This is a genomic window from Rothia aerolata, from assembly GCF_014635585.1.
GTDB classification, from domain to species: domain Bacteria; phylum Actinomycetota; class Actinomycetes; order Actinomycetales; family Micrococcaceae; genus Rothia; species Rothia aerolata.
This window is the reverse complement of record NZ_BMDC01000002.1, coordinates 117,462-140,307: the sequence shown is the minus strand read 5'-3', so window position 1 is coordinate 140,307 and position 22,846 is coordinate 117,462. Positions and strand designations below refer to the sequence as shown.

The 22,846-nt window shown below is 60.0% G+C and carries 23 protein-coding genes; 9 read left to right on the top strand and 14 right to left on the bottom strand.

Going from position 1 to position 22,846, the window contains the following annotated elements; all coding sequences use genetic code 11:
* Nucleotides 1-51: 51 nt before the first annotated feature.
* The 7 genes from IEV00_RS06850 to IEV00_RS06820 form a co-directional block, all read right to left on the bottom strand.
* Complete coding sequence (locus tag IEV00_RS06850; RefSeq protein ID WP_188359612.1) at nucleotides 52-1,665, bottom strand: dolichyl-phosphate-mannose--protein mannosyltransferase; 1,614 nt, start codon at nucleotides 1,663-1,665, stop codon at nucleotides 52-54.
* Between the two features lie 7 nt (nucleotides 1,666-1,672).
* Complete coding sequence (locus IEV00_RS06845) at nucleotides 1,673-2,707, bottom strand: TIGR01906 family membrane protein (RefSeq protein WP_188359611.1); 1,035 nt, start codon at nucleotides 2,705-2,707, stop codon at nucleotides 1,673-1,675.
* Entirely contained in the window at nucleotides 2,708-3,985 is a 1,278-nt protein-coding gene (locus IEV00_RS06840) for a L,D-transpeptidase (protein WP_188359610.1), read from the bottom strand. It abuts the gene before it with no gap.
* 77 nt (nucleotides 3,986-4,062) lie between these two features.
* Nucleotides 4,063-4,341, bottom strand: coding sequence for a DUF3499 family protein (locus IEV00_RS06835; RefSeq protein ID WP_188359609.1), 279 nt, complete (start codon nucleotides 4,339-4,341; stop codon nucleotides 4,063-4,065).
* An 18-nt stretch (nucleotides 4,342-4,359) separates the two neighbouring features.
* Nucleotides 4,360-4,821 carry a WhiB family transcriptional regulator gene (locus IEV00_RS11225; RefSeq protein ID WP_308936401.1) on the bottom strand — a complete coding sequence of 154 codons (462 nt, stop codon included), beginning with the start codon at nucleotides 4,819-4,821 and terminating at the stop codon, nucleotides 4,360-4,362.
* Nucleotides 4,822-5,011: 190 nt separating this feature from the next.
* A complete protein-coding gene (locus IEV00_RS06825) occupies nucleotides 5,012-5,776 on the bottom strand; it encodes a TIGR03089 family protein (protein WP_188359608.1) in 765 nt (254 codons plus the stop codon).
* Nucleotides 5,777-5,794: 18 nt separating this feature from the next.
* Nucleotides 5,795-6,370 (bottom strand): GtrA family protein, encoded by a 576-nt coding sequence (locus tag IEV00_RS06820; protein WP_188359607.1) that lies wholly within the window; start codon nucleotides 6,368-6,370, stop codon nucleotides 5,795-5,797.
* 124 nt (nucleotides 6,371-6,494) lie between these two features.
* On the opposite strand from IEV00_RS06820, the gene IEV00_RS06815 reads away from it, so the two are divergent.
* The 4 genes from IEV00_RS06815 (at nucleotide 6,495) to IEV00_RS06800 (ending at nucleotide 11,133) form a co-directional block, all read left to right on the top strand.
* Nucleotides 6,495-7,685 carry a 5-(carboxyamino)imidazole ribonucleotide synthase gene (locus IEV00_RS06815; protein ID WP_188359606.1) on the top strand — a complete coding sequence of 397 codons (1,191 nt, stop codon included), beginning with the start codon at nucleotides 6,495-6,497 and terminating at the stop codon, nucleotides 7,683-7,685.
* A gap of 108 nt (nucleotides 7,686-7,793) precedes the next feature.
* Nucleotides 7,794-8,399, top strand: a complete 606-nt coding sequence (purE, locus tag IEV00_RS06810; RefSeq protein WP_188359819.1) for a 5-(carboxyamino)imidazole ribonucleotide mutase — start codon at nucleotides 7,794-7,796, stop codon at nucleotides 8,397-8,399.
* Between the two features lie 117 nt (nucleotides 8,400-8,516).
* Nucleotides 8,517-10,067: an LCP family protein gene (locus IEV00_RS06805; RefSeq protein WP_188359605.1), complete on the top strand. Its 1,551-nt coding sequence runs from the start codon at nucleotides 8,517-8,519 to the stop codon at nucleotides 10,065-10,067.
* A 40-nt stretch (nucleotides 10,068-10,107) separates the two neighbouring features.
* A complete protein-coding gene (locus tag IEV00_RS06800; protein WP_188359604.1) occupies nucleotides 10,108-11,133 on the top strand; it encodes a lipid II:glycine glycyltransferase FemX in 1,026 nt (341 codons plus the stop codon).
* Nucleotides 11,134-11,351: 218 nt separating this feature from the next.
* On the opposite strand, the gene IEV00_RS06795 is transcribed toward IEV00_RS06800, so the two are convergent.
* Together IEV00_RS06795 and glpX are read right to left on the bottom strand one after the other, a co-directional pair.
* On the bottom strand, nucleotides 11,352-12,761 hold the full coding sequence (locus tag IEV00_RS06795; RefSeq protein ID WP_188359603.1) for a hypothetical protein: 1,410 nt from the start codon (nucleotides 12,759-12,761) through the stop codon (nucleotides 11,352-11,354).
* A 160-nt stretch (nucleotides 12,762-12,921) separates the two neighbouring features.
* Complete coding sequence (glpX, locus tag IEV00_RS06790; RefSeq protein ID WP_188359602.1) at nucleotides 12,922-13,947, bottom strand: class II fructose-bisphosphatase; 1,026 nt, start codon at nucleotides 13,945-13,947, stop codon at nucleotides 12,922-12,924.
* A 225-nt stretch (nucleotides 13,948-14,172) separates the two neighbouring features.
* On the opposite strand from glpX, the gene IEV00_RS06785 reads away from it, so the two are divergent.
* From IEV00_RS06785 to IEV00_RS06770, 4 genes are all read left to right on the top strand, one after another.
* Nucleotides 14,173-14,826, top strand: a complete 654-nt coding sequence (locus IEV00_RS06785; RefSeq protein ID WP_188359601.1) for a DUF4245 domain-containing protein — start codon at nucleotides 14,173-14,175, stop codon at nucleotides 14,824-14,826.
* Between the two features lie 20 nt (nucleotides 14,827-14,846).
* Nucleotides 14,847-15,503, top strand: a complete 657-nt coding sequence (locus tag IEV00_RS06780; protein WP_229723120.1) for a carbonic anhydrase — start codon at nucleotides 14,847-14,849, stop codon at nucleotides 15,501-15,503.
* Between the two features lie 67 nt (nucleotides 15,504-15,570).
* Nucleotides 15,571-16,980: a class II fumarate hydratase gene (locus IEV00_RS06775; protein ID WP_188359600.1), complete on the top strand. Its 1,410-nt coding sequence runs from the start codon at nucleotides 15,571-15,573 to the stop codon at nucleotides 16,978-16,980.
* A 227-nt stretch (nucleotides 16,981-17,207) separates the two neighbouring features.
* Nucleotides 17,208-18,959 carry a pyruvate dehydrogenase gene (locus IEV00_RS06770; RefSeq protein ID WP_188359599.1) on the top strand — a complete coding sequence of 584 codons (1,752 nt, stop codon included), beginning with the start codon at nucleotides 17,208-17,210 and terminating at the stop codon, nucleotides 18,957-18,959.
* Here the strand turns inward: IEV00_RS06770 and IEV00_RS06765 are convergent.
* The 5 genes from IEV00_RS06765 to mca form a co-directional block, all read right to left on the bottom strand.
* Nucleotides 18,956-19,444 carry an NUDIX hydrolase gene (locus IEV00_RS06765; RefSeq protein ID WP_188359598.1) on the bottom strand — a complete coding sequence of 163 codons (489 nt, stop codon included), beginning with the start codon at nucleotides 19,442-19,444 and terminating at the stop codon, nucleotides 18,956-18,958. The two genes, IEV00_RS06770 and IEV00_RS06765, sit on opposite strands and share 4 nt — an antisense overlap.
* A 9-nt stretch (nucleotides 19,445-19,453) precedes the next feature.
* Nucleotides 19,454-19,981, bottom strand: a complete 528-nt coding sequence (locus IEV00_RS06760; RefSeq protein ID WP_188359597.1) for a prepilin peptidase — start codon at nucleotides 19,979-19,981, stop codon at nucleotides 19,454-19,456.
* Nucleotides 19,982-20,005: 24 nt separating this feature from the next.
* Nucleotides 20,006-20,767, bottom strand: a complete 762-nt coding sequence (locus IEV00_RS06755) for an isoprenyl transferase (RefSeq protein WP_308936400.1) — start codon at nucleotides 20,765-20,767, stop codon at nucleotides 20,006-20,008.
* A gap of 37 nt (nucleotides 20,768-20,804) precedes the next feature.
* Entirely contained in the window at nucleotides 20,805-21,137 is a 333-nt protein-coding gene (locus IEV00_RS06750; RefSeq protein ID WP_188359595.1) for a hypothetical protein, read from the bottom strand.
* 173 nt (nucleotides 21,138-21,310) lie between these two features.
* A complete protein-coding gene (gene mca, locus IEV00_RS06745; protein ID WP_188359817.1) occupies nucleotides 21,311-22,225 on the bottom strand; it encodes a mycothiol conjugate amidase Mca in 915 nt (304 codons plus the stop codon).
* 188 nt (nucleotides 22,226-22,413) lie between these two features.
* Here mca and IEV00_RS06740 point away from each other — a divergent pair, with 188 nt between their 5' ends.
* Nucleotides 22,414-22,821, top strand: a complete 408-nt coding sequence (locus IEV00_RS06740) for a DUF4307 domain-containing protein (protein ID WP_188359594.1) — start codon at nucleotides 22,414-22,416, stop codon at nucleotides 22,819-22,821.
* Nucleotides 22,822-22,846: the final 25 nt, after the last annotated feature.

The window sequence follows — 22,846 nt, the reverse complement described above, 5'->3', positions numbered from 1 at the left end:
AGGAAACTTCATAGTCTCATGTCAACCGAGGACTGAAAAGGACCCAGACCACTATATCCACACATCAAACCACATACGCCAGCGCCAGTGCTCGTAGGGAATGGTCTGTCCGGTCCAGATGGGCCAGAAGAAAATTGAAACCAGCAGCACGACGACCACAAAAATACCTACAAGCCCGAAGCCAAGCCTTTGGCGCGCCACCGTATCACCCGCTCGTCCCAGAGCCAGCCCCAGTAGACCTGCGAGTATGAGTATTAGGTAGGGCTCGAAGGAAAGGGCGTAGAAGTAGAACATGGTGCGGTGGGGGTAGGCGAACCAGGGAAAATATCCCACGGCGAAGACCACGAAGAGGGCACCGAAGCGCCAGTCCCTGCGAATCATGAAGATCAGCAGGGCGAAGACCGCCGCCACAATAAAGCTCCACCAGATCAGCGGGTTGCCGATGTTGAGCACCGCCTGCGAGCACTTCTCCACACCGCAGCCAACAGAGCCCCCATCAACGGATTCGTAGTAGTAGGAGGTTGGTTTACCCAGAATCAGCCACTGCCAGGCAGGTGACTGGTAGGTGTGGGGCGAGTCCAGCCCGGCGTGGAACTCGTAGGCGGAGCGGTGGTATTCCCAGAGCGAGCGCAGGGCCGGAGGCAGCCACTGCACGCCCTCGGAGGGGTGGTTGGCCGCCCACTGCCGATCATAGGCGTGCTGGGAGCTAAACCAGCCCGCCCAGGTGAGCAGGTAAACGCCCAGACCCACGATAATCAAGTAGAAGAAGGCGGGCAGGCCGTCACGGAAAACTCCGGCGAGGAACCAGCGTTTGACGCCGGCTATCCTGCGAGCGTTGAGGTCCCAGAAAACCGTGAGCAGGCCGAAAATCGCGATAAAGAAAAGGGCGTTCCACTTCACGCCCACCGCCAGGCCCGCGCAGATTCCCGCTAACAGACGCCAGTAACGAAAGCCCAGACGCGGCCCGAACTTCATGAAAGTATCGGTGGGCATACCGCCTGCGGACGCCGCGTGGTCGGCTATGCGCGCCGCTAACCGGCGCCGGGCGCTCCTGCGGTCGAGGAGCAGGCAGACGAAGGTGGCCAGTAGCCAGAACATCAGGAAGATGTCGAGCAGGGCAAAGCGGGACTGCACAAAGTGCAGGCCGTCTACGCTCATCAGCAGGGCTGCCAGGGTGGCAACAGTAACCGAGCGGAAGAGAAGCCAGGCGGCGTAGGCAAGAAGCGCAATGGAGACCGTGCCGGTAAAGGCTGCGGCAGCTCGCCAGCCCAGCGGGTTGTTATCGCCAAAGAGCATCATGCCCACAGCAATCATCCACTTGCCCACCGGCGGGTGCACCACGTATTCTGCGGAATCCTCTAGCCCCTCTGCGGGATTGCCCGCTAGAAAGGAGTCGTTGGCTGAATCGCTCCAGTTCATTTCATAGCCAAAGTGCAGCATGGAGTAGGCGTCTTTGGCGTAGTAGGTCTCGTCAAAGACCACCGCGTGCGGGTCAGCTAAATTCCACCAGCGCATGAGCCCGGCCAGCAGGGTCACCAGCAGGGGTGCTACCCAACCAAAACGCGGAGCCTGCACCCAGGCAACCGCCAGGCGCTCTCGTAACGCCTCAGCGGTAAAGGCCTGGGGCAGGGTCATCACGGCTCTGTGACTAGTAGACTGCTTCATGACTACCCTATTTGCTCAGTTTTTCACGCAACTCTGCGCGTTCTTCAGCCCGACGGCGTGCAAGTTCCCGGCGGTACTTGGTGGGCCAGGTCAGCACCAGCAGCAGCACGGTAATCAGAAGGGTAAAGAGTGCCACCAGCATGGCGGCGTCAGTCCAGAACTGGGGCGGGTAGAGCCGAATCAGGGTGTCAGACATGCGGAACTGCCAGTTACCCTGCGGGAAAAACAGCTCGTGGAAACGGGTAAAGAAGCTCTCCCAACCCAGCACCGCCAAAACCGCCAGCACCGCGATAATCACCAGGGTCGAAACCGCTCCCCCAAAGAGGGATTTGCGGAGCACACCGGGAGCCCGCTTTCTCAGAGAAATCGAAGCCAGCAGGGCAATCAGCAGCACAGCCAGGGCAAAAATCATGGAACCAAGCAGCACGTGCTTGACCTCGGTCATGTGCTGCACTTCGCTGGTGAGAAAGAGGTTGGTACCGCGTTCGGTCTTCAGACCAGACAGATAGTCGGCAGGAGCAAAGTTGAGAATGTAGTCCAGCCCGTAGGAGCCGAAAGTCATTCGCTCCTCGGTGGAAAATCCATAGGAATCTGCGGGAAAGCCCGGGCGGTGGTAGATTCCCCAGAGCACCAGCGGCGTGGCCACCGCGCGTACCGAGACTGCCAGAGTCAGAATGGGTACCGCCAAACCAATCAGAAAGGCGCGGAACCCCAGCCAGCGGGGCCGGTCAGCCACCGCAACCTGCCGGGCCTCAGCACGGGAAAGGGACTCTTCTTCGACCTCGGCCAGGGTCGCCACTGGCTGCTCGGCAGCGGTGGAGGTGCCGGGCTGGTTTTCGGCGCTGGTCCAGGGAGCTGAGGACGACGCCGCTACCGGCTGGGCGGACTCCCCCGCCCCCACGACGTCCTGCAACACATCTCTATCGTGGGCAGGCACAGAACCGGAGCGCTCCTGTCTGCGGGCAGAGAGCAGGTCATCAGCTGTGGTTGTCCGCTGCGAAATCGCCGGAGAGAGCTTCTCCCACTCGTTGCCTTCTGCCACTTACCAGTTGCCCTTCCAGCTGGAGTCGTTGTACTTGTCAAAGGGGATATTCCAGTCACCGAAACCGTCGTCGGGGTCAGCCTGGGGGTAGCCGGTATTGATGGTTTCTACAATATCTCCCACGGCAAAGGTATCAAAGAAGAACTTGGCATCTGCCGGAAGCATACCAATGCAGCCGTGGGACACATTGGCTACGCCCACCGAGGAGTAGGCGCTGGGCAGAGCCTGGTGCACAAAAACACCCGAAGGGGTCAGACGCGAAACGTTGGTGGCCCAGAAAGGCTCATAGTAGTGGGGGTCGCCCTCTTCTAAGTTGAGCGAACCGGGGTTGAAGTAGTATTTCTCCGCCTGTTCCAGCACCACCAGCTGGCCCACTACCGAGGGCCAGTCTTCATTGCCCAGGGTAATCGGGTTCTCCCGTACCAGGTTGCCGTTGACCCAGAGCTTGATAGTCTTGGTATTGTTATCGGCCAGTGCGTAGCGGCGATCGCCGGTCATGAAGTTTCGCTCAACGTTGGCATTGCCAATCATGCCGTTGCCGATGTCCAGTCCCAGCAGGTTGACCTTGATATTTACCGCTGAATTGGGAGCCCAGTGTTCGGCGGGGCGGTAGCGGGCCATGTAGTCGGAGTACCAGCGCACAGCACCCTTTTGGTCGCCGCCGCCGGTCACTACAATCGCGTTCTCAACCTCTTTTTTGTTGAGCACCGGCTCAGAGAAGTTGAGCTCAATCATCATGCCCACACCGTAGGTGGCGCCCTCGCTGATATTCAGGGCAACATCGGCCTCATTAGCCGCTGAGACGGTAGAGACGGTGAACTCGCCGGTTCCCTCTACGCCCTCGGTATCTTCGGCTCGCCAGGAAACGGTGTAGTCGGAGTGAAAGAGAAGCGTCTCGGTGGTAGACCATTGCCTAGCATCAGCGGAAAGCTCGCCGGCGGCAGTCACCGGTGCGCCCTGGTCGTCAACGGTGGTCATCTCCACAGAAGTCAGTTTGGCTCCCTGAGCCGCAACCGTCACCGTCTCTACCGGGTTCAGCTCCACGGTGCCGGTCTCGGGAGTCATGGTAACCTCACCGGAAAACTTCTTCTGCTCGGTGGGTGAGGCAGAGGGAGTTGATGACGGCGTAGCGGGGCTAGAACTGCTCTGCCCGCTCGATGAATTCTCAGATGAGCAGGCGCTCAGCGCGGCCAAACCAAACAGAGAGGCCCCCGCTGCCAAAAAAGGCCTGCGGGAGAAAGTGCGCGGTTGTGAATCAGAAAACTCCGGCTTAGTCATAAAAAGCTAAGACCACCTTCAAAAATCGAGTGATGAGATGCTAGCCAGCATCAGAAAATAAAGTGAACGACCGGGGGCTAGTCAACACTGCGAAGGCGCGGATAAGCAGGCTGGCTCATCTGCGACTGATGTTCCTCGCCCGCTTCGGCTTTCGGAGCTCCGCCGACTCGCACCACATCCCATCCCTGAGGAGCGGTCAGGCGAGAAGCGTGGAACTCGCACAAATCATAGGCGTGTGGTTCCCGAACATTCGAGAGCGGCCCCACCACAGCAGTAGACTCGCTGTAGGCATAGGTCAGAGTGTAAACAGCTTCGCGGGTACACGTCTGCCTCGAACACAAACGAGCTTTAGCCATATTCCGGTTCCTTCTCTACTAAACTGCCTGCTTGCGCAAACGGCGGCGCTCACGCTCAGACAAACCGCCCCAAATACCGAAGCGTTCGTCATTATCCATAGCGTACTCTAGGCAGGCTTCACGAACCGGGCACTCGCTGCACACGCGCTTGGCGTCACGAGTAGAACCACCCTTTTCAGGGAAAAAAGCCTCAGGATCGGTCTGCGCGCACAGGGCATCGGCCTGCCAGGCCAACTCCCCGTCGTCGCCGTCGGTGCTATACAGACCAGCCGCGGCTTCCCACAGCGATAGGGCCTCAGGGTCTGAAGAGAACAAATCAACGTTCTTCTTCTGAGCCGGTGCGGCTGCCTTATCCCTGGAGTCTGCCGCTGCCAAAAATGCGTTTGCCTGCTCTTCTAGATATTGACTGGATTGCATAGTGAAAAACCGGGCCTGGCCGCCACGATGGTCAGCGCCAAAACCCATGTCAATTCCTTCCATATTCCCTAACACGGTAAAAACCCTGCTCCTAATTACACGTGTGTAAGCCCCTATTAGTCAAGCTGAGAGAAAAAATTTATGGTTTCACGACCTCATTCGGCACGTGTCGGGCAAGGTTTTGTGGTATTAGCCCCAAAGGCTTGCGGTTTCGCTGTCTTTTCTTTAGCGCTTTCCGCCCACAGCCTTTAATTTATGAGCTCTGACCTGGGAGAACTTCGGCCTTTTCGTCGGCAAGCACCTTCTGCACCCGTGTTGGTTCCCACTCAAGGGCGGGGTCGAGGACGACGACGCCGCGGCCGGCTGCCAGTAGCTCGAGAAAATTCTTCAGGTAGTCGGCTGTCACAAAGTCGGGTTCGCTCATTTGCACGGAGGGCGCTTCGCTCTGCTCCGCCAGCTGCTGTGCTGAGCTGGCGAGCTCGGCCAGCAGGTTCTCATAGGTCAGCGAGAGCCCGGCGAAAGCGGGCTGGTTTGCTTGCGGGGTTTCAAACTGGGAATAGACGTCGCCGTGGGCTCGAACCTCGGCGCAGTAGTCCACCGCCCCGGCAGGAAGCTCCCCCATATACCGCGGTGAGAGCGGGCCCCGGTCAACCAAGACCGGATAGTCAATCTCAAGACCGTCAAGTACCTCGGGGTCAAAGGCAAAGCAGACCTCTCCCGACTGAGCCGCCCCAGCGGCGTCCTGCCCCTGCTCTAGCAACTGTAGTTGCGCGCCGGTGCGCAGGGCAGCCAGGGCAATCACCAGCGAGCGCCAGTGGGTGGGCATGGCCAGTGTGACGGTGTCGCCGGATTCCACCTCGCACTCGTCCACCAGAAAATTGGCGGTTTTAGCCACCCAGTTCTCAAGCACGCGGCCCGAAAGTTCAATGCGCTCCCCCGGCTGCGAATACCAGAGCAGGGCGGGCGTTTGGCGGGATCGCAGGGCGGAGAAAAACTGTTCGAGAGAGTTAAGAGCCATAAGACCAGGCTAGCAGGGCTAGTCCTCGTCGCGGATTTCGGTGGTGGACTTCATCTGGTCTTTGCGGATGACGGGGAGGCGGCCTGTCATCACGTCGGTGGCCTGTTCGAGGAAGCCCGCGATTTCTTCTTCGCGGGTGAGGTCTTGGGCGCCCTTGTTCTTGCCGAAGACCCAGAAGCGGTACATGAAGTAGCGCAGAATGGTGCCCAGCACCGTGCCCACGATGGTGCCCGAGATGAAGGAGGCGGTGGGTGAGGTCAGGCCCAGCACATAGTAGCTAAAGACCACGCAGCCGAACTCCACGGCAATGCCAATGGCGTTGACCAGGGCGAATTCCACCGCTTCACGCCATTTGTTGTCGGTGCGCTTGGAGCGGAAGGTCCAGAGACGGTTCATGATCCAGGAGAAGAGGGTTGCCACCACACCGGCCACGATCTTTGCCTTGCCGTGGGAGTCGGCAAAGATCGAGTGCATGAGAAACCAGGTCACCGAGGCGTTGACGATAAAGGCGAGCCCGCCCACGGTGGCAAACTGCAAAATCTCCTTGACGAAGAGATGCCAGACGTAGTTAAACCGCTCTTTTATCGAAGCCACAGGGATGTTCCTCAATCCTTTACACACACTTTTTCAGGTCAAGTCTATATTCATGGGAGCTTTAGGCCCTGATGCGGCGGTGAAACTTTTTCCTTATCAGCTCATAAAGCGGTAGCCTAAGAGAGTGACTTATCCTATAACCGGACCAAAAATTGGCGTTGTTGGTGGCGGGCAGCTTGCCCGCATGATGGCTCCCGCGGCCCACGAGCTGGGGGTGGATTTGCGCGTTCTTGCCGAATCCCCCGAGGTCTGTGCCGTGCAGGTGGTGCCCCAGGCTCCCGTGGGCGACTATAAAGATTTTGAGGCGCTGCGGGCCTTTGCCGCTGAGGTCGATGTACTGACCTTCGACCACGAGCATGTCCCCACCGATTTTTTGCAGCGGCTCATTGCCGAGGGAGTTAACGTTCAGCCCAGGCCCGATGCCCTGGTCTACGCCCAAGACAAGCTCGAAATGCGCAAGGCTGTGGAGCGGTTGGGCCTGCCCAACCCCCGCTGGGCAGAGGTGGCTAACCTCGATGAGCTTTTAGACTTCGGTGAAGAAATTGGTTGGCCTGTGGTGTTGAAGACTCCGCGCGGCGGCTATGACGGCAAAGGGGTGCTGGTTCTGGACGACGCCGCTGAGGCGCAGTCGCAGACCGTTAAGGAGTGGTTCGCAGGGCTGGCAGACCGCGAGGATTTCTCCTCCCTGCTGGCGGAGGAGAAGGTGCCCTTCACCCGCGAGCTTTCAGCCCTGGTGGCCCGCCGGGATTCGGGCGAGGTAAAGGCCTGGCCGGTCGCCGAGTCTATTCAGGTGAACTCGGTCTGTGACGAGGTGATTGCCCCCGCCCCCGGTATCTCAGCCGAGGTTGCAGAAGCAGCCGCCGCGGCCGCCGTCACTATCGCCTCTAAGCTGGGCGTAACCGGTGTAATGGCGGCAGAACTCTTTGAGGTGCCCGGCACCGACAGCGGGTTCTTGGTCAATGAGCTTGCCATGCGCCCTCATAACTCCGGCCACTGGACCCAGGACGGTTCGGTGACCAGCCAGTTCGAGCAGCACCTGCGGGCGGTACTGAACTGGCCGCTGGGTGCCACCGAGGTCAAGGGCGGGGTTGCCATCATGAAGAACTTCCTGGGCGGTAGCAACCAAGACATCTTTGGCATGATTCCGCAGGCAATGGAGAAAGAACCGGCAGCTAAGGTGCATTTCTACGGCAAGGGCGTGCGCGCCGGCCGTAAAATTGGCCATATCAATATCACCGGAGAGGCAGACCGGCTTGAGGAGCTACGGGCTTCAGCAACCCGAGCCGCCTCACTGATTGCGGACGGCACTGAGTAGGTTTTCGTGCGTGGCTGCTGAGGTGCCTCACTAGCCACTGACCATCAAGAGAAGGAGAGCATCGTGAGCTCACCCTATGAATCAAACACTCCCCTGGTTGGCATTGTGATGGGGTCAGACTCAGACTGGCCGACCATGGAGGCCGCTGCCACCGTGCTCGACGAGTTTGGCATTCCCTACGAGGCTGATGTGGTCTCTGCCCACCGCATGCCCGAGGACATGATTGCCTACGGCAAGAATGCCGCCGACCGGGGTATTCGGGTGATTATTGCCGGTGCCGGCGGTGCCGCCCACCTGCCCGGTATGCTGGCATCGGTCACCACCCTGCCGGTGATTGGCGTTCCGGTGCGCCTGAAGAACCTCGAGGGCATGGATTCGCTGCTCTCTATCGTGCAGATGCCCGCCGGTATTCCAGTGGCAACCGTTGCCATTAACGGCGCGCGCAATGCCGGTCTGCTGGCCCTGCGCATGCTGGGTGCAGGTAACGATTCCTTTGCCGAGCAGGTTCGCTCTGACCTGGCAGAATTTGCCGCCGATCTGCGCCAGACCGCCATGGACAAGGGCGCCTCGCTACGCACCAAGGTCAGCGAGCACCGCGAAGATTTCGCCGAGGAAACCGGCACCGACTCGGTGCGATCCCAGGATTCCCGCTCTGCCGTAACCTCAGAAGACCTGCTGGGTGGTGCCGACGAGGTGCGCCCCTACGCCCCCTAGCCTAGCTAGTAGCGGTGATCCGCTGAGCTTTTTCTCAGACAATATAAGTAAAGTGGTCGAATAGTTCCGGCTGTTCGGCCACTTACCGTTAATGCTCACCCGTTCCAGGAGGAACCAGTGCATCACGAAGATTTTGATTCCCCAACCAGCATCAGCGCTACCCGCACCGCCGGTGAGAAGCTGGGATCTTCACGGATCACTGATCCCATCAACCACCCGGAGTACGTCAATGACCGCAACCAAATCAAGCGTGCCTGGATTTTCCTTCTGCTGACCTTTTTTCTGCCGGGCTCGGTTCAGCTGATTTCTGACCGCAAAACCCTGGGCAAACGGGCGGTCACCGTCACGCTGACTCTCTGGGGCCTCATTCTTCTGCTGGTGATTCTCTGGAACATCCGCCGCACCCTTGTGCTCTCGCTCTTCACCAGCAACTTTGTGCTGGTGCTGCTGGTGATTCTGCTGGTTGCCCTGGCTATTGGCTGGCTCTACCTCTTTGCCGACACCCTGCGGGTAATTCGGCTCAAACATATGCCTCCGCAGGCGCGCACTCCCCTGGTGTTGGGCGCGGCGGTCCTCATGCTTCTTGCCGGGGGCGGTCTGGGCTATAGCGCCTATATCGCCAACACCGGCCGCGGGGCTCTCGGCAACGTTTTTGCCGGAGGCACCCAGCTGAAAGAAGAAAACGGCCGCTACAACATTTTGCTCATGGGCGGGGACGCCGGCGCCGACCGCGTGGGGCGTCGTCCTGACTCCATGACCGTGATTTCCATTGACGCCGAGACCGGCCAGACCGTGACCATCTCGGTTCCCCGCAACACGCAGAACGCTATCTTCTCGGAAGATTCTCCCATGTGGCAGATTTACCCCGAAGGGTATAACTGCGGCGATGAGTGCATTATCAACTCCATCTACACCGACGTCACCGAAAACCACCAGGACCTCTACCCCGATTCCGAAGACCCCGGTGCTGAGGCAACCATGGATGCCGTTTCTGGGGTGCTCGGCCTTGAGGTCAACAACTACGTGCTCATTGACATGTCTGGCTTTGAGCAGCTGGTGGATGCCCTGGGCGGTATCACCATTGACGTGGGCGGCGAGGTTCCCATCGGTGGCGGTACAGACCTGATTACCGGCGAGAAAAACCCCATTGACGGCTACATTGAGCCCGGGGTTCAGAAACTCGATGGCTTCCATGCCCTCTGGTATGCCCGCTCCCGCGAGGGCGCCTCTGACTACGACCGCCAGGCCCGCCAGCGCTGTGTGCAGGCCGCCATGCTCAAGCAGCTTGACCCATACAACGTGCTCACCAAGTTCGGCGACATTACCGCCGCCGGTGAGCAGGTGGTCGAGACCAACATTCCTCAGGACGCTCTAAGCTCCCTGGCAGATATTGGTCTCAAGGCAAAGAACTACGAGCTCATCGGCTACGCGGCCGGCCCGCCCTACTACGACGACCTCTTTCCTACCTATCCCGATTTTGACCAGCTCCACGCCGATGTTGCCAAGGTACTGGAAGATTCTAAGTCGGGTATTGCTCCCTCAGCTGAGGCTCAGGCAGCCGGTTTCGTCGGCGGCTCGACCCGGGCAACCGGGGCTCCTTTCGAATCAACCCTTCAGATTCAAACCGTAGCGGAGCTATCGCCCAACGGAACCTGCTCGGTTCCCTAAACCCTGCACCGATTCACCAACTTTCGGTAAGCTAGGGTGCATGACTAACATTCTGCAATCAGAAATCTGGGCACAGTTTCAAGAGTCCAACGGGCACAAGGTCTTTCGGGGTTCGGGTGAGGGCTGGAGCTATCTTGCCACCCTCGAGGGCGGCAAGACCGGCCGCTACCTCTACTCCCCCTACGGACCCGTCGCTGAGTCCGCGGAGGCTTTTGAGGCGGCGATTGCAGACATGAAGCGGGTTGCCGCAGAGAACAAGTGCTGGTTCCTGCGCGTTGAGCCCACCAACCCCGGCATCTGGGGCGAGCTTTCCGGCGAGGCGTTCTTACGTGCCCGCGGCTTTAAGCCCTCTCCCCGCCAGGTGCAGCCCGGTCACACCCAGATCATTGATTTGGAAAAGTCAGAGGAAGAAATCCTCAAGGACATGAAGTCCACCAACCGCAACCTGCACCGCAATATCCACAAGAAGGGCGTGACCTTCACCGTCTCGCAGAACCCAGCCGACCTGGATATTCTGCTGAAGTTCCTCGATGAGACCGCGGGCCGAACCGGCTTCAACCGCCAGGGTGACTCCTACCTGAAAAAGGTGGCCTCGGTGCTCATGCCCGCAGATGCCGCCAGCCTCTACATCGCCAAGGTTGAGGACGAGTCGATTGGCGCGGCCTTTATCTACGATTCCGATGACACCCGCACCTACGCCCACGCGGCGGCGTCTTTCGAGCACCGCAAGCTCTCCGCGGGTATTCCGCTGGTGACCAACCTGATTCTCGATGCTAAGGCCAAGGGCCTCAAGTACGTGGACCTTTTTGGTATCGCTCCCAATGACGACCCCAACCACGAGTGGGCGGGCTTCACCAAGTTTAAGAAGTCCTTTGGTGGACGCTCGGTAGCCTACCCCGGCACCTGGGACCTGCCCGTGGATTCGCGCCTCTACACCGCCTACACCGGCATCTACGCGGCTAAGTCCAAGCTGCCGGTGCTCAAGCGGAAGCTCACCGAGGTTCGGGCCAAGGCTGTGCCCGCGGTTAAGAACATCGCTTCGAATCTTCGCTCGAAAGTAGGCTAGTCAGCCCGGGAGCGCTGGCCAACCTCCCTTAAACGCACGCTTCGCGATTCCGCTCACTCCTGAGTGCTCGCAAGCTCGCACTCGTATCGCTCCATCCCGATGCCAGTTGACCAGACGCTCCCGGGCTGCCTGCGCAGCACTCGAGCTAGTCTCACCATGAGGGCGCCGCTACCCATCAGGTAACGGCGCCCTCACCATGTCAGCGACCTAGAGCAGGCCTACTGGTTTCCCAGCCATGCCCTGCCCCAGTCGTTGTAGGTGATTTCGCCGAAGGTTTCGTCTCGTTCAGCAAGGCGATTCTGCTTTTCAATCTTGATGGTGCCGCCCTGGAAGTCCTGAACGTAGTATTCAACGCCGTCTTCTTCCACCAGCTGGGAGTCAGCAACGGGCAGGCCCAGCGCGGTTTCTTCGGTGGGGCCGCCGCCCATAATTGAGCCGTAGGCCCAGCTGTAGGCGCTGTTGGACGAGTAGAAGGCCACCCTGGTCATCTGATAGCCAATCCAGTCAGAGCGGTAGGCGGTAGCGCCCTCCACCGGAGTGCCGTCGGGGTTAGCCGCGATAATCAGGGCTGATTCGCCGTCCTGGTAGTAGAGGGCGCCGGGGTATTTCAGGTATTCCGCCTGCGACCAGTCAACGGTTGCCGGGTCGGTGGGTTCGGTTACCGGCTCGTTGTCGATGACGATTTCCCCGCCGTTGGAGGGGTAGTACCGCACCGAGGCGCTCAGCAGTCCGTAAGCCTCAGCCTCCCCGCCGTACTGGTCGGTGAAGAAGGTGCCCACGTAGTTATGCATCAGCCCACCTCGACCACCGCCAATGCCGAGGGAGTAGGCAATCTCGCCGAAGCGGTCGGTATCCTTGACGAACTCGTTGTAGACCCGGTTGTCCATCCAGGCTGACTTGCCGGTTTGCAGGTCATAGACAAAGGACTGCTGGCCGATACCGGTCTCTACCAAAAAGCGGTCTCCCAGCGGGCTCAGGTGGCCGGTGGGCCATGCCTGGTAGCCGTCTGAGCTGCCCCACATGGCATCGCGCTCAAGCTGGAGTGCCTCGTCCACGGTAAATTCGGTCTTGGGACCTGTGGGTGTCTCGGCTTCATCGCCCGGGGCGTTATCGGGGAAGCAGGAGGCGGTGCTGGTGCGGTCGCGCATCCACTGCTGGGCCTCAGCGCTGTTAAGGTCGAGGGACGACGCCGCCTGGGTCTGCGGGTCTACCACCACCATCCAGCGGGTGGAGTAGTTAAAGCTGGTTACTGACCAGCCACAGTAGTCGCTAAACCAGGCTCCGCTTTCCAGGGCACCGAGTTTCTCGGCCCCGCCAGCTGTTTTGAAAGCCTCAACTTCCGGGCCACCGGTGAGCGCCTGCACTCCGGTGCGCGGGCTCCAGGTCACCAGGCCGCCGGTAAATTCCTGGGCGTGAATACCGTTAGAGTAAATTTGCTCGGGGCCCAGTGCATCTCCGAGCATCTGGGCATGCTGCTGGTGGTAAAGGCCAATTTCGGTGGGCTTCGGGTTTCCCAGCGAATCCGGCGTAGCGTTGAGTGAATCCGCCTGGGCGAGGGTCGGTACGCTTGCCAAAAGCATTGTTGCGGTGAGTAGGGTAGCGCCAATTTTTCGTGTGTGGTTAGCCAAAGGTTTCTCCCCAGTGTGTACGAGTGCCGAAGCGGGTTCGGCCAAGTGAGTGTGGTTGATGTGAGCAAGAAAATACCCTGCCCTTTTCCACACTAATGTGAAAGCCGCCACTCAGGGAGTATTGAGTGGCGGCTGAGACATATGTGGGGACGGCGCTGGGCTAGCTCATGCGTGCGGCGGACTTGCGGGAGAGGATGGATTCCCAGCGATCGAGCTTGTGTTCTGCCTCGATGGTGCGCACGGTGCCAGACTTGGAGCGCATGACCAGCGACTGGGTGCTCACGGTGTTGTTGTTGCGGCCGTAGCGCACACCGCGCAGCAGCTTGCCGTCGGTAATACCGGTGGCTGCAAAGAAGCAGTCGTCGGAGGTCACTAGATCGTCGGTGGTCAGAACCTTCTCAAGATCGTGGCCGGCGTCCAGCGCCTTCTGCCGCTCGGCGTCGTCAATGGGGGCAAGTCGGCCCTGAATCAGACCGCCGGTTGCCTTAATAGCGCAGGCGGCCACAATGCCCTCGGGAGTACCGCCGGTTCCCATCATGATGTCTACGCCGGTACCCTGGCGAACAGCCGCGATAGCACCTGCCACGTCGCCGTCCAAAATCATGCGGGTGCGAGCGCCGGTGGCGCGAATCTCCTCAATCAGCTGGGCGTGGCGGGGGCGGTCCAGCACGCAGACGGTGAGCTGGTTGATGGGCTTGCCCAGGGCCTTGGCGGTCAGGTGCAGGTTCTGCTTGACGGGCAGGCGCAGGTCTACCAGGTCAGCAGCCTCGGGGCCCACCACCAGCTTCTCCATGTAAAAGACGGCGGAGGGGTCAAACATCGAGCCGCCCTCGGCAACGGCCAGCACTGACAGGGCGTTATCCATACCCAGGGCGGTCAGGCGGGTGCCGTCGATAGGGTCAACCGCAACGTCGAGTGCGGGGCCGGAGCCATCGCCCACCTTTTCTCCGTTGAAAAGCATGGGGGCTTCGTCTTTTTCGCCTTCGCCAATCACCACGGTGCCGTTGAAACGCACGGTGGAGAGGCGGTAGCGCATGGCATCGACGGCGGCACCGTCTGCCGAATTCTTGTCTCCGGCGCCTACCCAGGGGCCAGAGGCAATAGCAGCCGCCTCGGTGGCACGCACCAGTTCCAGCGCCAGGTTGCGGTCGCCGTGAACGTTCTTCTTCTCAGTCTTCTCTGACATCCGTTCTCACCTTCGAGCATGCGCGTTCAGCGCAGTTGCCAATCTATTTTGAGCCCGCTTCTTTGCGCGCTCACTTCTCTACCTTAGTTGGCGCGGGCAGGCTGGTGAAACTCCTGCCCGACTGGCGGGGCTTATTTCTGTAAATTACCGCCGAATTTTGGCCGGTCAACGGTTTTCGTTTAGTTTTTTGCGGCAGTCTCTGGAAAGATATAGCGGGTGAGTAATGTGCAGAATTCTTCAGAGACACCCAAGCCCGTCATCACCGAAAAACAGGCCCGGCGCATTAACGCTCCCGCCCGCAATATGGTGATTTCTATGCTGGTGATGATTGCTATTCTGATTCCTATTCTTCTGCTCGTTCCTCGGCTCACCAGCAACCAGAACATGTATAACCCGCAGGTGGATGTTCCCGCGATTGCCTACCAGTCCACCCAGGAGGCTGGCTACCCCGTTGCCGCTCCCACCCCCGATAACTGGACCTACAATTTTGCCCGCTGGAACTCTAACCAGCCCGATAAAATCGACTTTTGGAACAGCGGTGTTGTCTCCCCCGACCAGCAGTATGTAGAGCTCACTCAGGCAGGCGACACCAACCCCAGTTGGGTTGCGCAAAAGACCAACAACTCGGCGATCACCGGCGAGGCCGAGGTAGCCGGTATCACCTGGGAGACCCGCGAGGGCACCGAGAAAGACGAAAACACCAAACGCGAGAAAACCGTGACCTACTACGTGGGTGAGGTTGGCTCCACCACGGTGATTCTCTCCAGCGAATCGGGGGCAGAACCCATTGAGCAGTGGGCCCAGCAGGTAGTGGACTACAGCAAGAGTCCGTCTCACACAGCGGAACCCACGCCCAGCAATACTAGCGGAATTCAATAAGTCGGGGCAGAATCGTTGCTATGTTTGAAACTTCACGGATTCCGGTAGTCATGACCCCCGAAGAGGCCTATAGTTCTCTGATGGAGGGCAACCAGCGCTTCACCTCGGGGGCCCCGGAGCACCCCAATCAGGACGCCGAGCGCAGGGCCACCCTCGCCCAGGGTCAGGCACCTTTTGCCACCATGTTTGGTTGCGGTGACTCCCGCCTGGCCGCTGAAGTAATTTTCGACCAGGGTTTGGGCGATATGTTTGTGGTGCGCACCGCCGGCCATGCCCTGGACGCCGCGGTCTTGGGTTCGCTGGAATTCGGTGTGGACGGTCTGCACACCCCGCTGGTGGTGGTACTGGGTCACGACTCCTGCGGCGCCGTCAAGGCCACCAAGGCTTTCAACGATACCGGGGCTATGCCCAGCGGCTTCCAGCGCAACTTTGTCGAGCACATCCTGCCCGCTACCCTCTCCCCCTCTCTTGGGGCGGAAGCCACCGTCAATGACATGGTGCGGGAACACACCCGCATGACCGTGGAGCGTATTCTCGAGCAGTCCCCCATTATTTCCAGCGCGGTGTCGCAGAACCGCACCGCCGTCGTCGGGCTCTTCTACCACCTGGCAGAGGGAACCGTGGAACTGGTGCACGCCACCGACAACATCGCAACCGGTTTCTCCGCCACCCGCTAGGGGTAACGAAGGGTAAACTTTCCCCTCAATGCGACTGTGCTCACGCTCAGGGACTAAGCTGGGGACTATGGCTGAAAACACTGAATACCGCATTGAACATGACACCATGGGTGAAGTCCGCGTTCCGGTCAACGCCCTCTACCGTGCGCAGACCCAGCGCGCCGTAGAGAACTTCCCCATCTCTGGTCAGACTTTGGAGCCCGCCCACATTCGTGCGCTGGCCCTGGTGAAGAAGGCTGCCGCTACCGCTAACGAAGAACTGGGTGTGCTCGACGCTGAGCGTGCCCAGGCCATCCGCGACGCCGCAGATTCCGTAGCAGCTGGCAACCACAACAATGACTTCCCCATTGACGTTTTCCAGACCGGTTCCGGTACCTCATCCAACATGAACACCAACGAGGTTCTGGCAACCCTGGCAAGCCGGGCCCTGGAGAGCAAGGGCGTGGACGTTCACCCCAATGACCACGTGAACGCCTCCCAGTCCTCCAACGACGTCTTCCCCACCTCCGTGCACGTTGCTGCTACCGAGGCACTGATTAACGACCTTAAGCCTGCCCTGGACCACCTGGCCACCTCCCTGGAGAAGAAGGCCAAGGAATTCAAGAACGTGGTCAAGTCGGGCCGCACCCACCTCATGGACGCCACCCCGGTGACCCTGGGCCAGGAGTTCGGCGGCTACGCAGCGCAGGTTCGCTACGGCATCGAGCGCATTGACGCCACCCTGCCCCGCGTTGCAGAGGTTCCCCTGGGCGGCACCGCCGTGGGTACCGGCATCAACACCCCCGAGGGCTTCTCCGCCCGCGTGATTGAGTTGCTGGCAGCAGAAACCGGCTTGCCCCTGACCGAGGCCCGCAACCACTTCGAGGCCCAGGCAAACCGCGACGGTCTGATTGAGGCATCGGGCCAGCTGCGCAACATTGCCTACTCGCTGATGAAGATCAACAACGACATCCGCTGGATGGGTTCCGGCCCCAACACCGGCCTGGGCGAGTTGCACATTCCCGACCTTCAGCCCGGCTCCTCGATTATGCCCGGCAAGGTCAACCCCGTGATCTGCGAGGCAGTCATTCAGGTGGCAGCCCAGGTTATCGGCAATGACACCACCATTGCGCTCTCCTCCACCAACGGTGCCTTCGAGCTCAACGTGGGTATTCCGGTCATGGCAGCCAACCTGCTCCAGTCCATCCGCCTGCTCACCAACGCAACCCGCGTAATGGCAGACAAGATGATCGACGGTCTCGAAGCCAACGAAGAGCGCGCCCGATTCCTGGCAGAGGCTTCGCCCTCCACCGTAACCCCCATGAACAAGCTGATCGGCTACGAGGCAGCCGCCAAGATTGCCAAGTACTCCGTAGCGAACAAGACCACCGTTCGCGAAGCGGTAGTAGCCCTGGGTTACGTAGAACGCGGTGAAGTCACCGAAGAGCAGCTCGACGAAGCTCTGGACGTCACCAAGATGCTGGGTAACTACTCCTAAGCACAATCCTGCTTCACGCACAGCGCCGTCCGGCTCTCCCCTCAGCAGCTGCTGGTGGATGTGAGCCGGGCGGCGTTTCGCTCTGTTTAAGGCCGCTGAGGCTGTGATTCGGAAAATACAGGGGTGAAGCCTTACTCACAGCATGCTGATTATCGGACGATTTTCAAGAAAAAGTATGTTCAACTTTAAGAACCACTAAAACTTGATTCTCAAAGTAAGGACTCTTCGTGAAACTTGCAGAACAAATCATCCAGCAGCTTATTGACGCCGGCGTCAAGCGCATCTACGGCGTGGTCGGCGACTCTCTGAACCCCATTGTGGACGCCGTGCGCGCCTCGGGCGGTTCCGCCAACGGCGGTATCGACTGGGTTCACGTACGCCACGAGGAAGTAGCCGCCTTCGCCGCCGGCGCTGAAGCCCAGATTACCGGTGAGCTGGCTGTCTGTGCGGGCTCCTGTGGCCCCGGCAACACCCACCTCATCAACGGCCTCTACGACGCCAACCGCTCCCACGCGCCCGTCCTCGCCATTGCCTCCCACATTCCCTCCGAGCAGATCGGCACCAGCTACTTCCAGGAAACCCACCCCGAGCGCATCTTCGAAGACTGCTCGGTCTACAACGAAATGGCGGTTTCCCCCAAGCAGACCCTGCGCATCTTCAATTCTGCTATGCGCCACGCTGAGTCCCTGCGCGGCGTCGCCGTTGTGACCCTGCCCGGTGATATCGCTTCTGAGGACGCCGTGGATTCGGTACCCGAGTGGGGCACCATGCGCCGCGCCGAGCTGGTTCCTGACCAGGCAACCATCCAGGAAATCGCAGACCGCATTAACAAGGCAGATAAGGTAGCAATCTTCGCAGGTGCCGGTGTTGCCGGTGCCCACGATGAGGTTATTGCCCTCGCCGACGCCGCTGCCGCCCCCGTGGGTCACTCCATGCGTGGTAAGGAGTTCATCCAGTACGACAACCCCTTCGATGTGGGCATGACCGGTCTGCTGGGCTACGGCCAGGCGGCAGAGGGAATGAAGGACGCCGATTTGATGCTGCTGCTCGGCACCGACTTCCCCTACGACCAGTTCCTGCCCGACACCGAAACCATCCAGATTGACCGTGCCGCCCAGGTCATGGGCCGCCGCACCAACGTTGGTCTGCTGGTGGAGGGCGACATGGCACCGACCCTGCGCGCCCTGCTGCCCCTGGTGGAGAAGAAGAAAAACCGCAAGTGGCTGAAGTCTCTGCTGAAGAAGAACGAAACCATCATGACCAAGGTGGTGGGCGCCTACACCAAGAAGCCCTCCAAGCTCGGCCCCATCCACCCCGAATACGCCGCCTCGATTCTCGACGACGTCGCCGCTGAAGACGCCATCTTCACCGCCGACACCGGCATGTGCAACGTGTGGACCGCCCGCTACATCACCCCCAACGGCAAGCGCCGCCTGCTGGGCTCCTTCCTGCACGGCTCCATGGCCAACGCCCTGCCCCAGGCACTGGGCGCCTCTGTCTCCCAGCCCGGCCGCCAGGTTATCTCCGTCTCCGGCGACGGCGGCCTCTCCATGCTGCTGGGCGATCTGCTCACCGCCAAGATGTACGACCTGCCCCTGACCGTGGTGGTCTTCAACAACTCCACCCTGGGCATGGTTAAGCTCGAGCAGCTGGTACAGGGCTTCGAGGACTACGGCGTGGACGTACCGGCAGTCAACTACGCCGACATTGCCACCGCCATGGGCTTCCAGGCAGAGCGAGTCACCAAGGCTAAGGACCTGGAGAAGGCCTACAAGAAGGCACTGAGCCACCAGGGCCCCTCCCTGGTTGAGGTCATCACCGACCCCAACGCGCTGTCTATGCCTCCCGAGGTAGAGTCATCCCAGATTGTTGGCTTCGCAACCTCCCTGTCAAAGATTGCGCTCAACCGCGGCGCGGGCGAGGCCGTGGCAATGGCGAAGTCCAACTGGCGTAACGCGAGCGCCTGGCGCCAGTTCTAGCGCACCTCTTCGAAACCAAAACGAGGGCCGGATCGATAGTCCAAAGCGGCATCGATCCGGTCCTTCATTCTGTCGATGCAGAGCTCTTCGATTTCTGCCCGGCTCGCCCAGCACACCTCGGTCGACTCCTCGTCGTTGACCCGCGCCTCACCCGAAACCCAGCGGCAATAGAAAGTGTGGTCAAGAAACTGGCAGCGGTCTCCGTTGGCAAAAGTCTGCGGCGGGTCTACCTTCAGCTGGGCAAAGGCCACCACCTCGATTTTGACCCCGGCTTCTTCCTCTGCCTCGCGCAGCACCGTGAGCGCGGGGTTCTCCCCCGGGTCAACAATTCCGGTAACAGGGGTCCAGCGGCCGTTATCTGAGCGGCGCACCAGCAGGATTTTTCTGTCGCTTTCTCGCTGAATGACGGCGGTAGCGCCAGAGAGCCAGAGCATGTCGTGGCCAATTTTTTCGCGGAGATTGGTGATGAATTCTGGTGTGGGCATGCTTTCAGCCTACACGGGAAAAAAGACCGCAACCAGCGCGCCCAGAAGCATAAAGGGGCCAAAGGCGATGTGGGTTTTTGCGGACGCGCGGCGGGTAACTACTAGCGCTAGGGCGGCTAATCCGCCGAGCAAGAAGGCCAGCAGGTTGGCCCAGAGCAGGTTGAGCGGGGAAAAATAGCCGGTCATCAGACCAATAACACCCGCCAGCTTGACGTCGCCCAGACCCAGGGCGTTGCGGGAGAGCTTGCGGAGCAGGAAGTAGACTCCCCCGGCAAAAACAGCTCCGTAGGCCATATGCCGCATGGTCACAATATCCTGGTTGAGCCAGCAGACCAACCAGAGGGGAATCCCCACGCCGAGGTAGGCGGGAAGCACAATCTTATCGGGTAGCCGATGCTCCCTGAGGTCAATCCGCCAGAGAACTATCGCGGTGAGTACAAAGTAGATGAGGCTAAAAGTCAGCAGCGCCGCCTGCCAGCCCGCACGGGCAGAACCCGCCCCAGCGGCGTCCAGATAGAATAAAATCTCGCTCAGCACGGTGGCACCCCGCCCCGCACAGCACTAGGAGCCGAACCGGCGCTGACGGTGGGCATAATCACGTAAGGCCCGCAAAAAGTCCACCCTGCGGAAATCCGGCCAGAGGGCCTCGCAGAAGTAGAACTCAGAGTAGGCAGACTGCCAGGTCATAAAACCCGAGAGGCGCTGTTCGCCTGAGGTACGGATGAGCAGGTCGGGATCCGGCATGCCGCGGGTGTAGAGGTAGCGGTCTATATCGGTAATCTGTAGGTTCTCCGCCAGAGAGCGCATATCAGCGCCGGTCTCAACCGCTTCGAGAATCATCTCCCGCACGGCGTCCACAATCTCCTGGCGACCGCCATAGCCCACCGCAATATTCACCTGAAGGTCGCTAATACCCTCGGTGGCCGTAACTGCCCGGTCAAAAGAAGCAGCCAGGGATTCGGGTAGCTGAGAGAGCTGGCCCACCGGGTGTACCTTGGCCACCTGGCTCTCCGCCAGAGAACAGATCAGCCCCTCAATCACCTCGAGAAGATCAGCCAGCTCCTCCGGCTTACGCTTGAGGTTCTCGGTGGAGAGCATGTAGAGGGTCACCAGGGGAATCTCCAGCTCCTTGCACCAGGACAGGAACTCAATCACCCGCTCAGCACCGGCCTGGTGGCCGTGCTTGGTGCTCTGCCCGGCGGCGGCGGCCCAGCGCCGGTTGCCGTCCATCAGCACGCCCACATGCCGGGGCAGCTTATCGGCAGGAATGGAGCCCACTAACGTCTTTTCGTACACGCTATACAGCGGCTGTGAAAGCTTCACTGTTTCCACGGCTCCTCATCACTTCTTCTCGGCGGTCTTAGTGGGCCCGGCGAATGTGCTCGGCAACCCCCTGCTCGGCGGTATCCGGGCGGGGAACGTCGTCCCCTGTCGGAGACGCCTCAGCAACTCGCTGTGCCTCAGCACGCTCCTGTGCCTCCCGCGCCATCGCATACTCATTACGGTAGCGCATACGGCGGGCGCGGCGGCTCATATCTAGCATGAGCAGAATAATAAAAATACCCAAAATAAAGGTCACCACAAAGCCCAGAAAGCCGGGTGAGCCGATAGGGGTTCCATCTTCAGCAAATTCTGTGGGCGTTGCGTCTGCAGCGACAATCATGGTCTCTGCCAGCACGGTTGAAATCATCATGCCTCGTTTAGGGGTCGGTGGGTAATACTTCGCCGGGGAGGGCCTATTCAAAGGGTACAAAAGACAGCTCGAGAGCGCCTGGTCAACTGGCATCGGGGCTGGCGTTTAAGGGAGGTTGACCAGCGCTCTCGGGCTAGATACCCCACCTATGAATAAGCCTCAGTGTCTTTAGCCTACTCGTCTTTGAAGTTAATTCCCTGAGCGAAGTCGCATTCGGGCAGCTGGGTTTCAACACGGGAGTAAGCCAGCACGTAGTCTTCCCAGGGCCAGACCTTCTTCTGCTGCTCGGGCGAGAGAGCGAAGAAGTGGCCGTTGGGGTCAACCTGCGAAGCGTGGGCCAGCAGGGCTCGGTCACGAATGGGAAAGTAATCGGCGCTGGGAATTCGGGTGGTGGTCTTGTGGCGGGAAACCGGGGGCTGTTTGCCCTCCTCCGACTCCTGGGCTATAGCTACCCAGCGAGCAAAGGGGCTCTCGATCCCCACCGACACCAGATAGTCGTGAAAGACCTTCATGCGGTCGGGGTTAAAAGCACGGTCGTAGTAGATTTTTGAGACGGTCCAGGACTCACCCTCGTTGGGGTAGGCCTCGGGATCGCCCGCCTTTTCGTAGGCCTCGATAGCCACCTTGTGGCTCATGATGTGGTCGGGGTGGGGGTAGCCGCCCATTTCATCGTAGGCAAGAATCACGTGGGGCTTGAAGTCCCGTACCAGGCGCACCAGGGGCGCTGCCGCCTGCTGCAGGGGAACGGTCGCAAAGCAACCCCAGGGCAGAGGGGGCAGCGGGTCGCCCTCGGGCAGACCCGAATCGACAAAGCCAATCCAGCGGTGCTCAATGCCCATCGCTTCCTGGGCTCGCGCCATTTCTTTACGGCGCACGCCGGGTAAATCTCGCTGAGCCGCAGGGTCAGCCGCCACGGCCTGGTTGAGAATATCGCCGCGCTGGCCGCCGGTCATCGAAGCGACCATCACGCGGGCACCGCGCTGCGCGTAGGCAACCATGGTGGCTGCGCCCTTCGACGACTCATCATCGGGGTGGGCGTGCACGGCCAGAATCCTCAACCCCGAATAGTCATCAGCCAGCGGAGTCAGCTCAACCTCGTGAGGCTGAGGCTCGCGGGCCTGACTATCAGCGGTATTTGTTTCTTCACTCACGTGGGTACTCCGTGCTTTTTTCGATACAGTTAAATAAGAGTTGGCGCATCAGTGTGCTCCTGCTATTTTAGCGAAGTTCCCGCCAACTTTATTCCACCCGGTTAACCAGTATGAAGTGAGTAAACGTGAGCACAGCCCTGGATTCGCGCTATGGCAGGCAGAAACAGCGTAAGCCGCTGAGCACGCGTTTCTGGGTTGCAGTCGCTGCCCTTGCCGCTGTGCTGGCTATCGCCTTTGTCTGGTGGGCAACCTCTAGCGAGAGCGCGGCAACTCCCGAGTTTAAGGATATTGGCCACGAGATTATCAGCGACGATGAAGTTTCGCTGACCTTCCAGGTAGTCAAAGACCCCGAGGTGACGGCGGTCTGCGCGGTCAAAGCCTTGGACAGTAACCGCGCCCCGGTAGGTTGGAAAGAAGTTACCCTCGAAAGTAGCGATTCTTCAGACTCACGGGTGACTCAGCTGACCGAGAACATTAAGGTGCTCGGCCCCGCAACGGCGGTTACAGTGGATTCCTGCTGGAGCACCGAGTAACGATTCTTACCCCTATTAGGCAAAT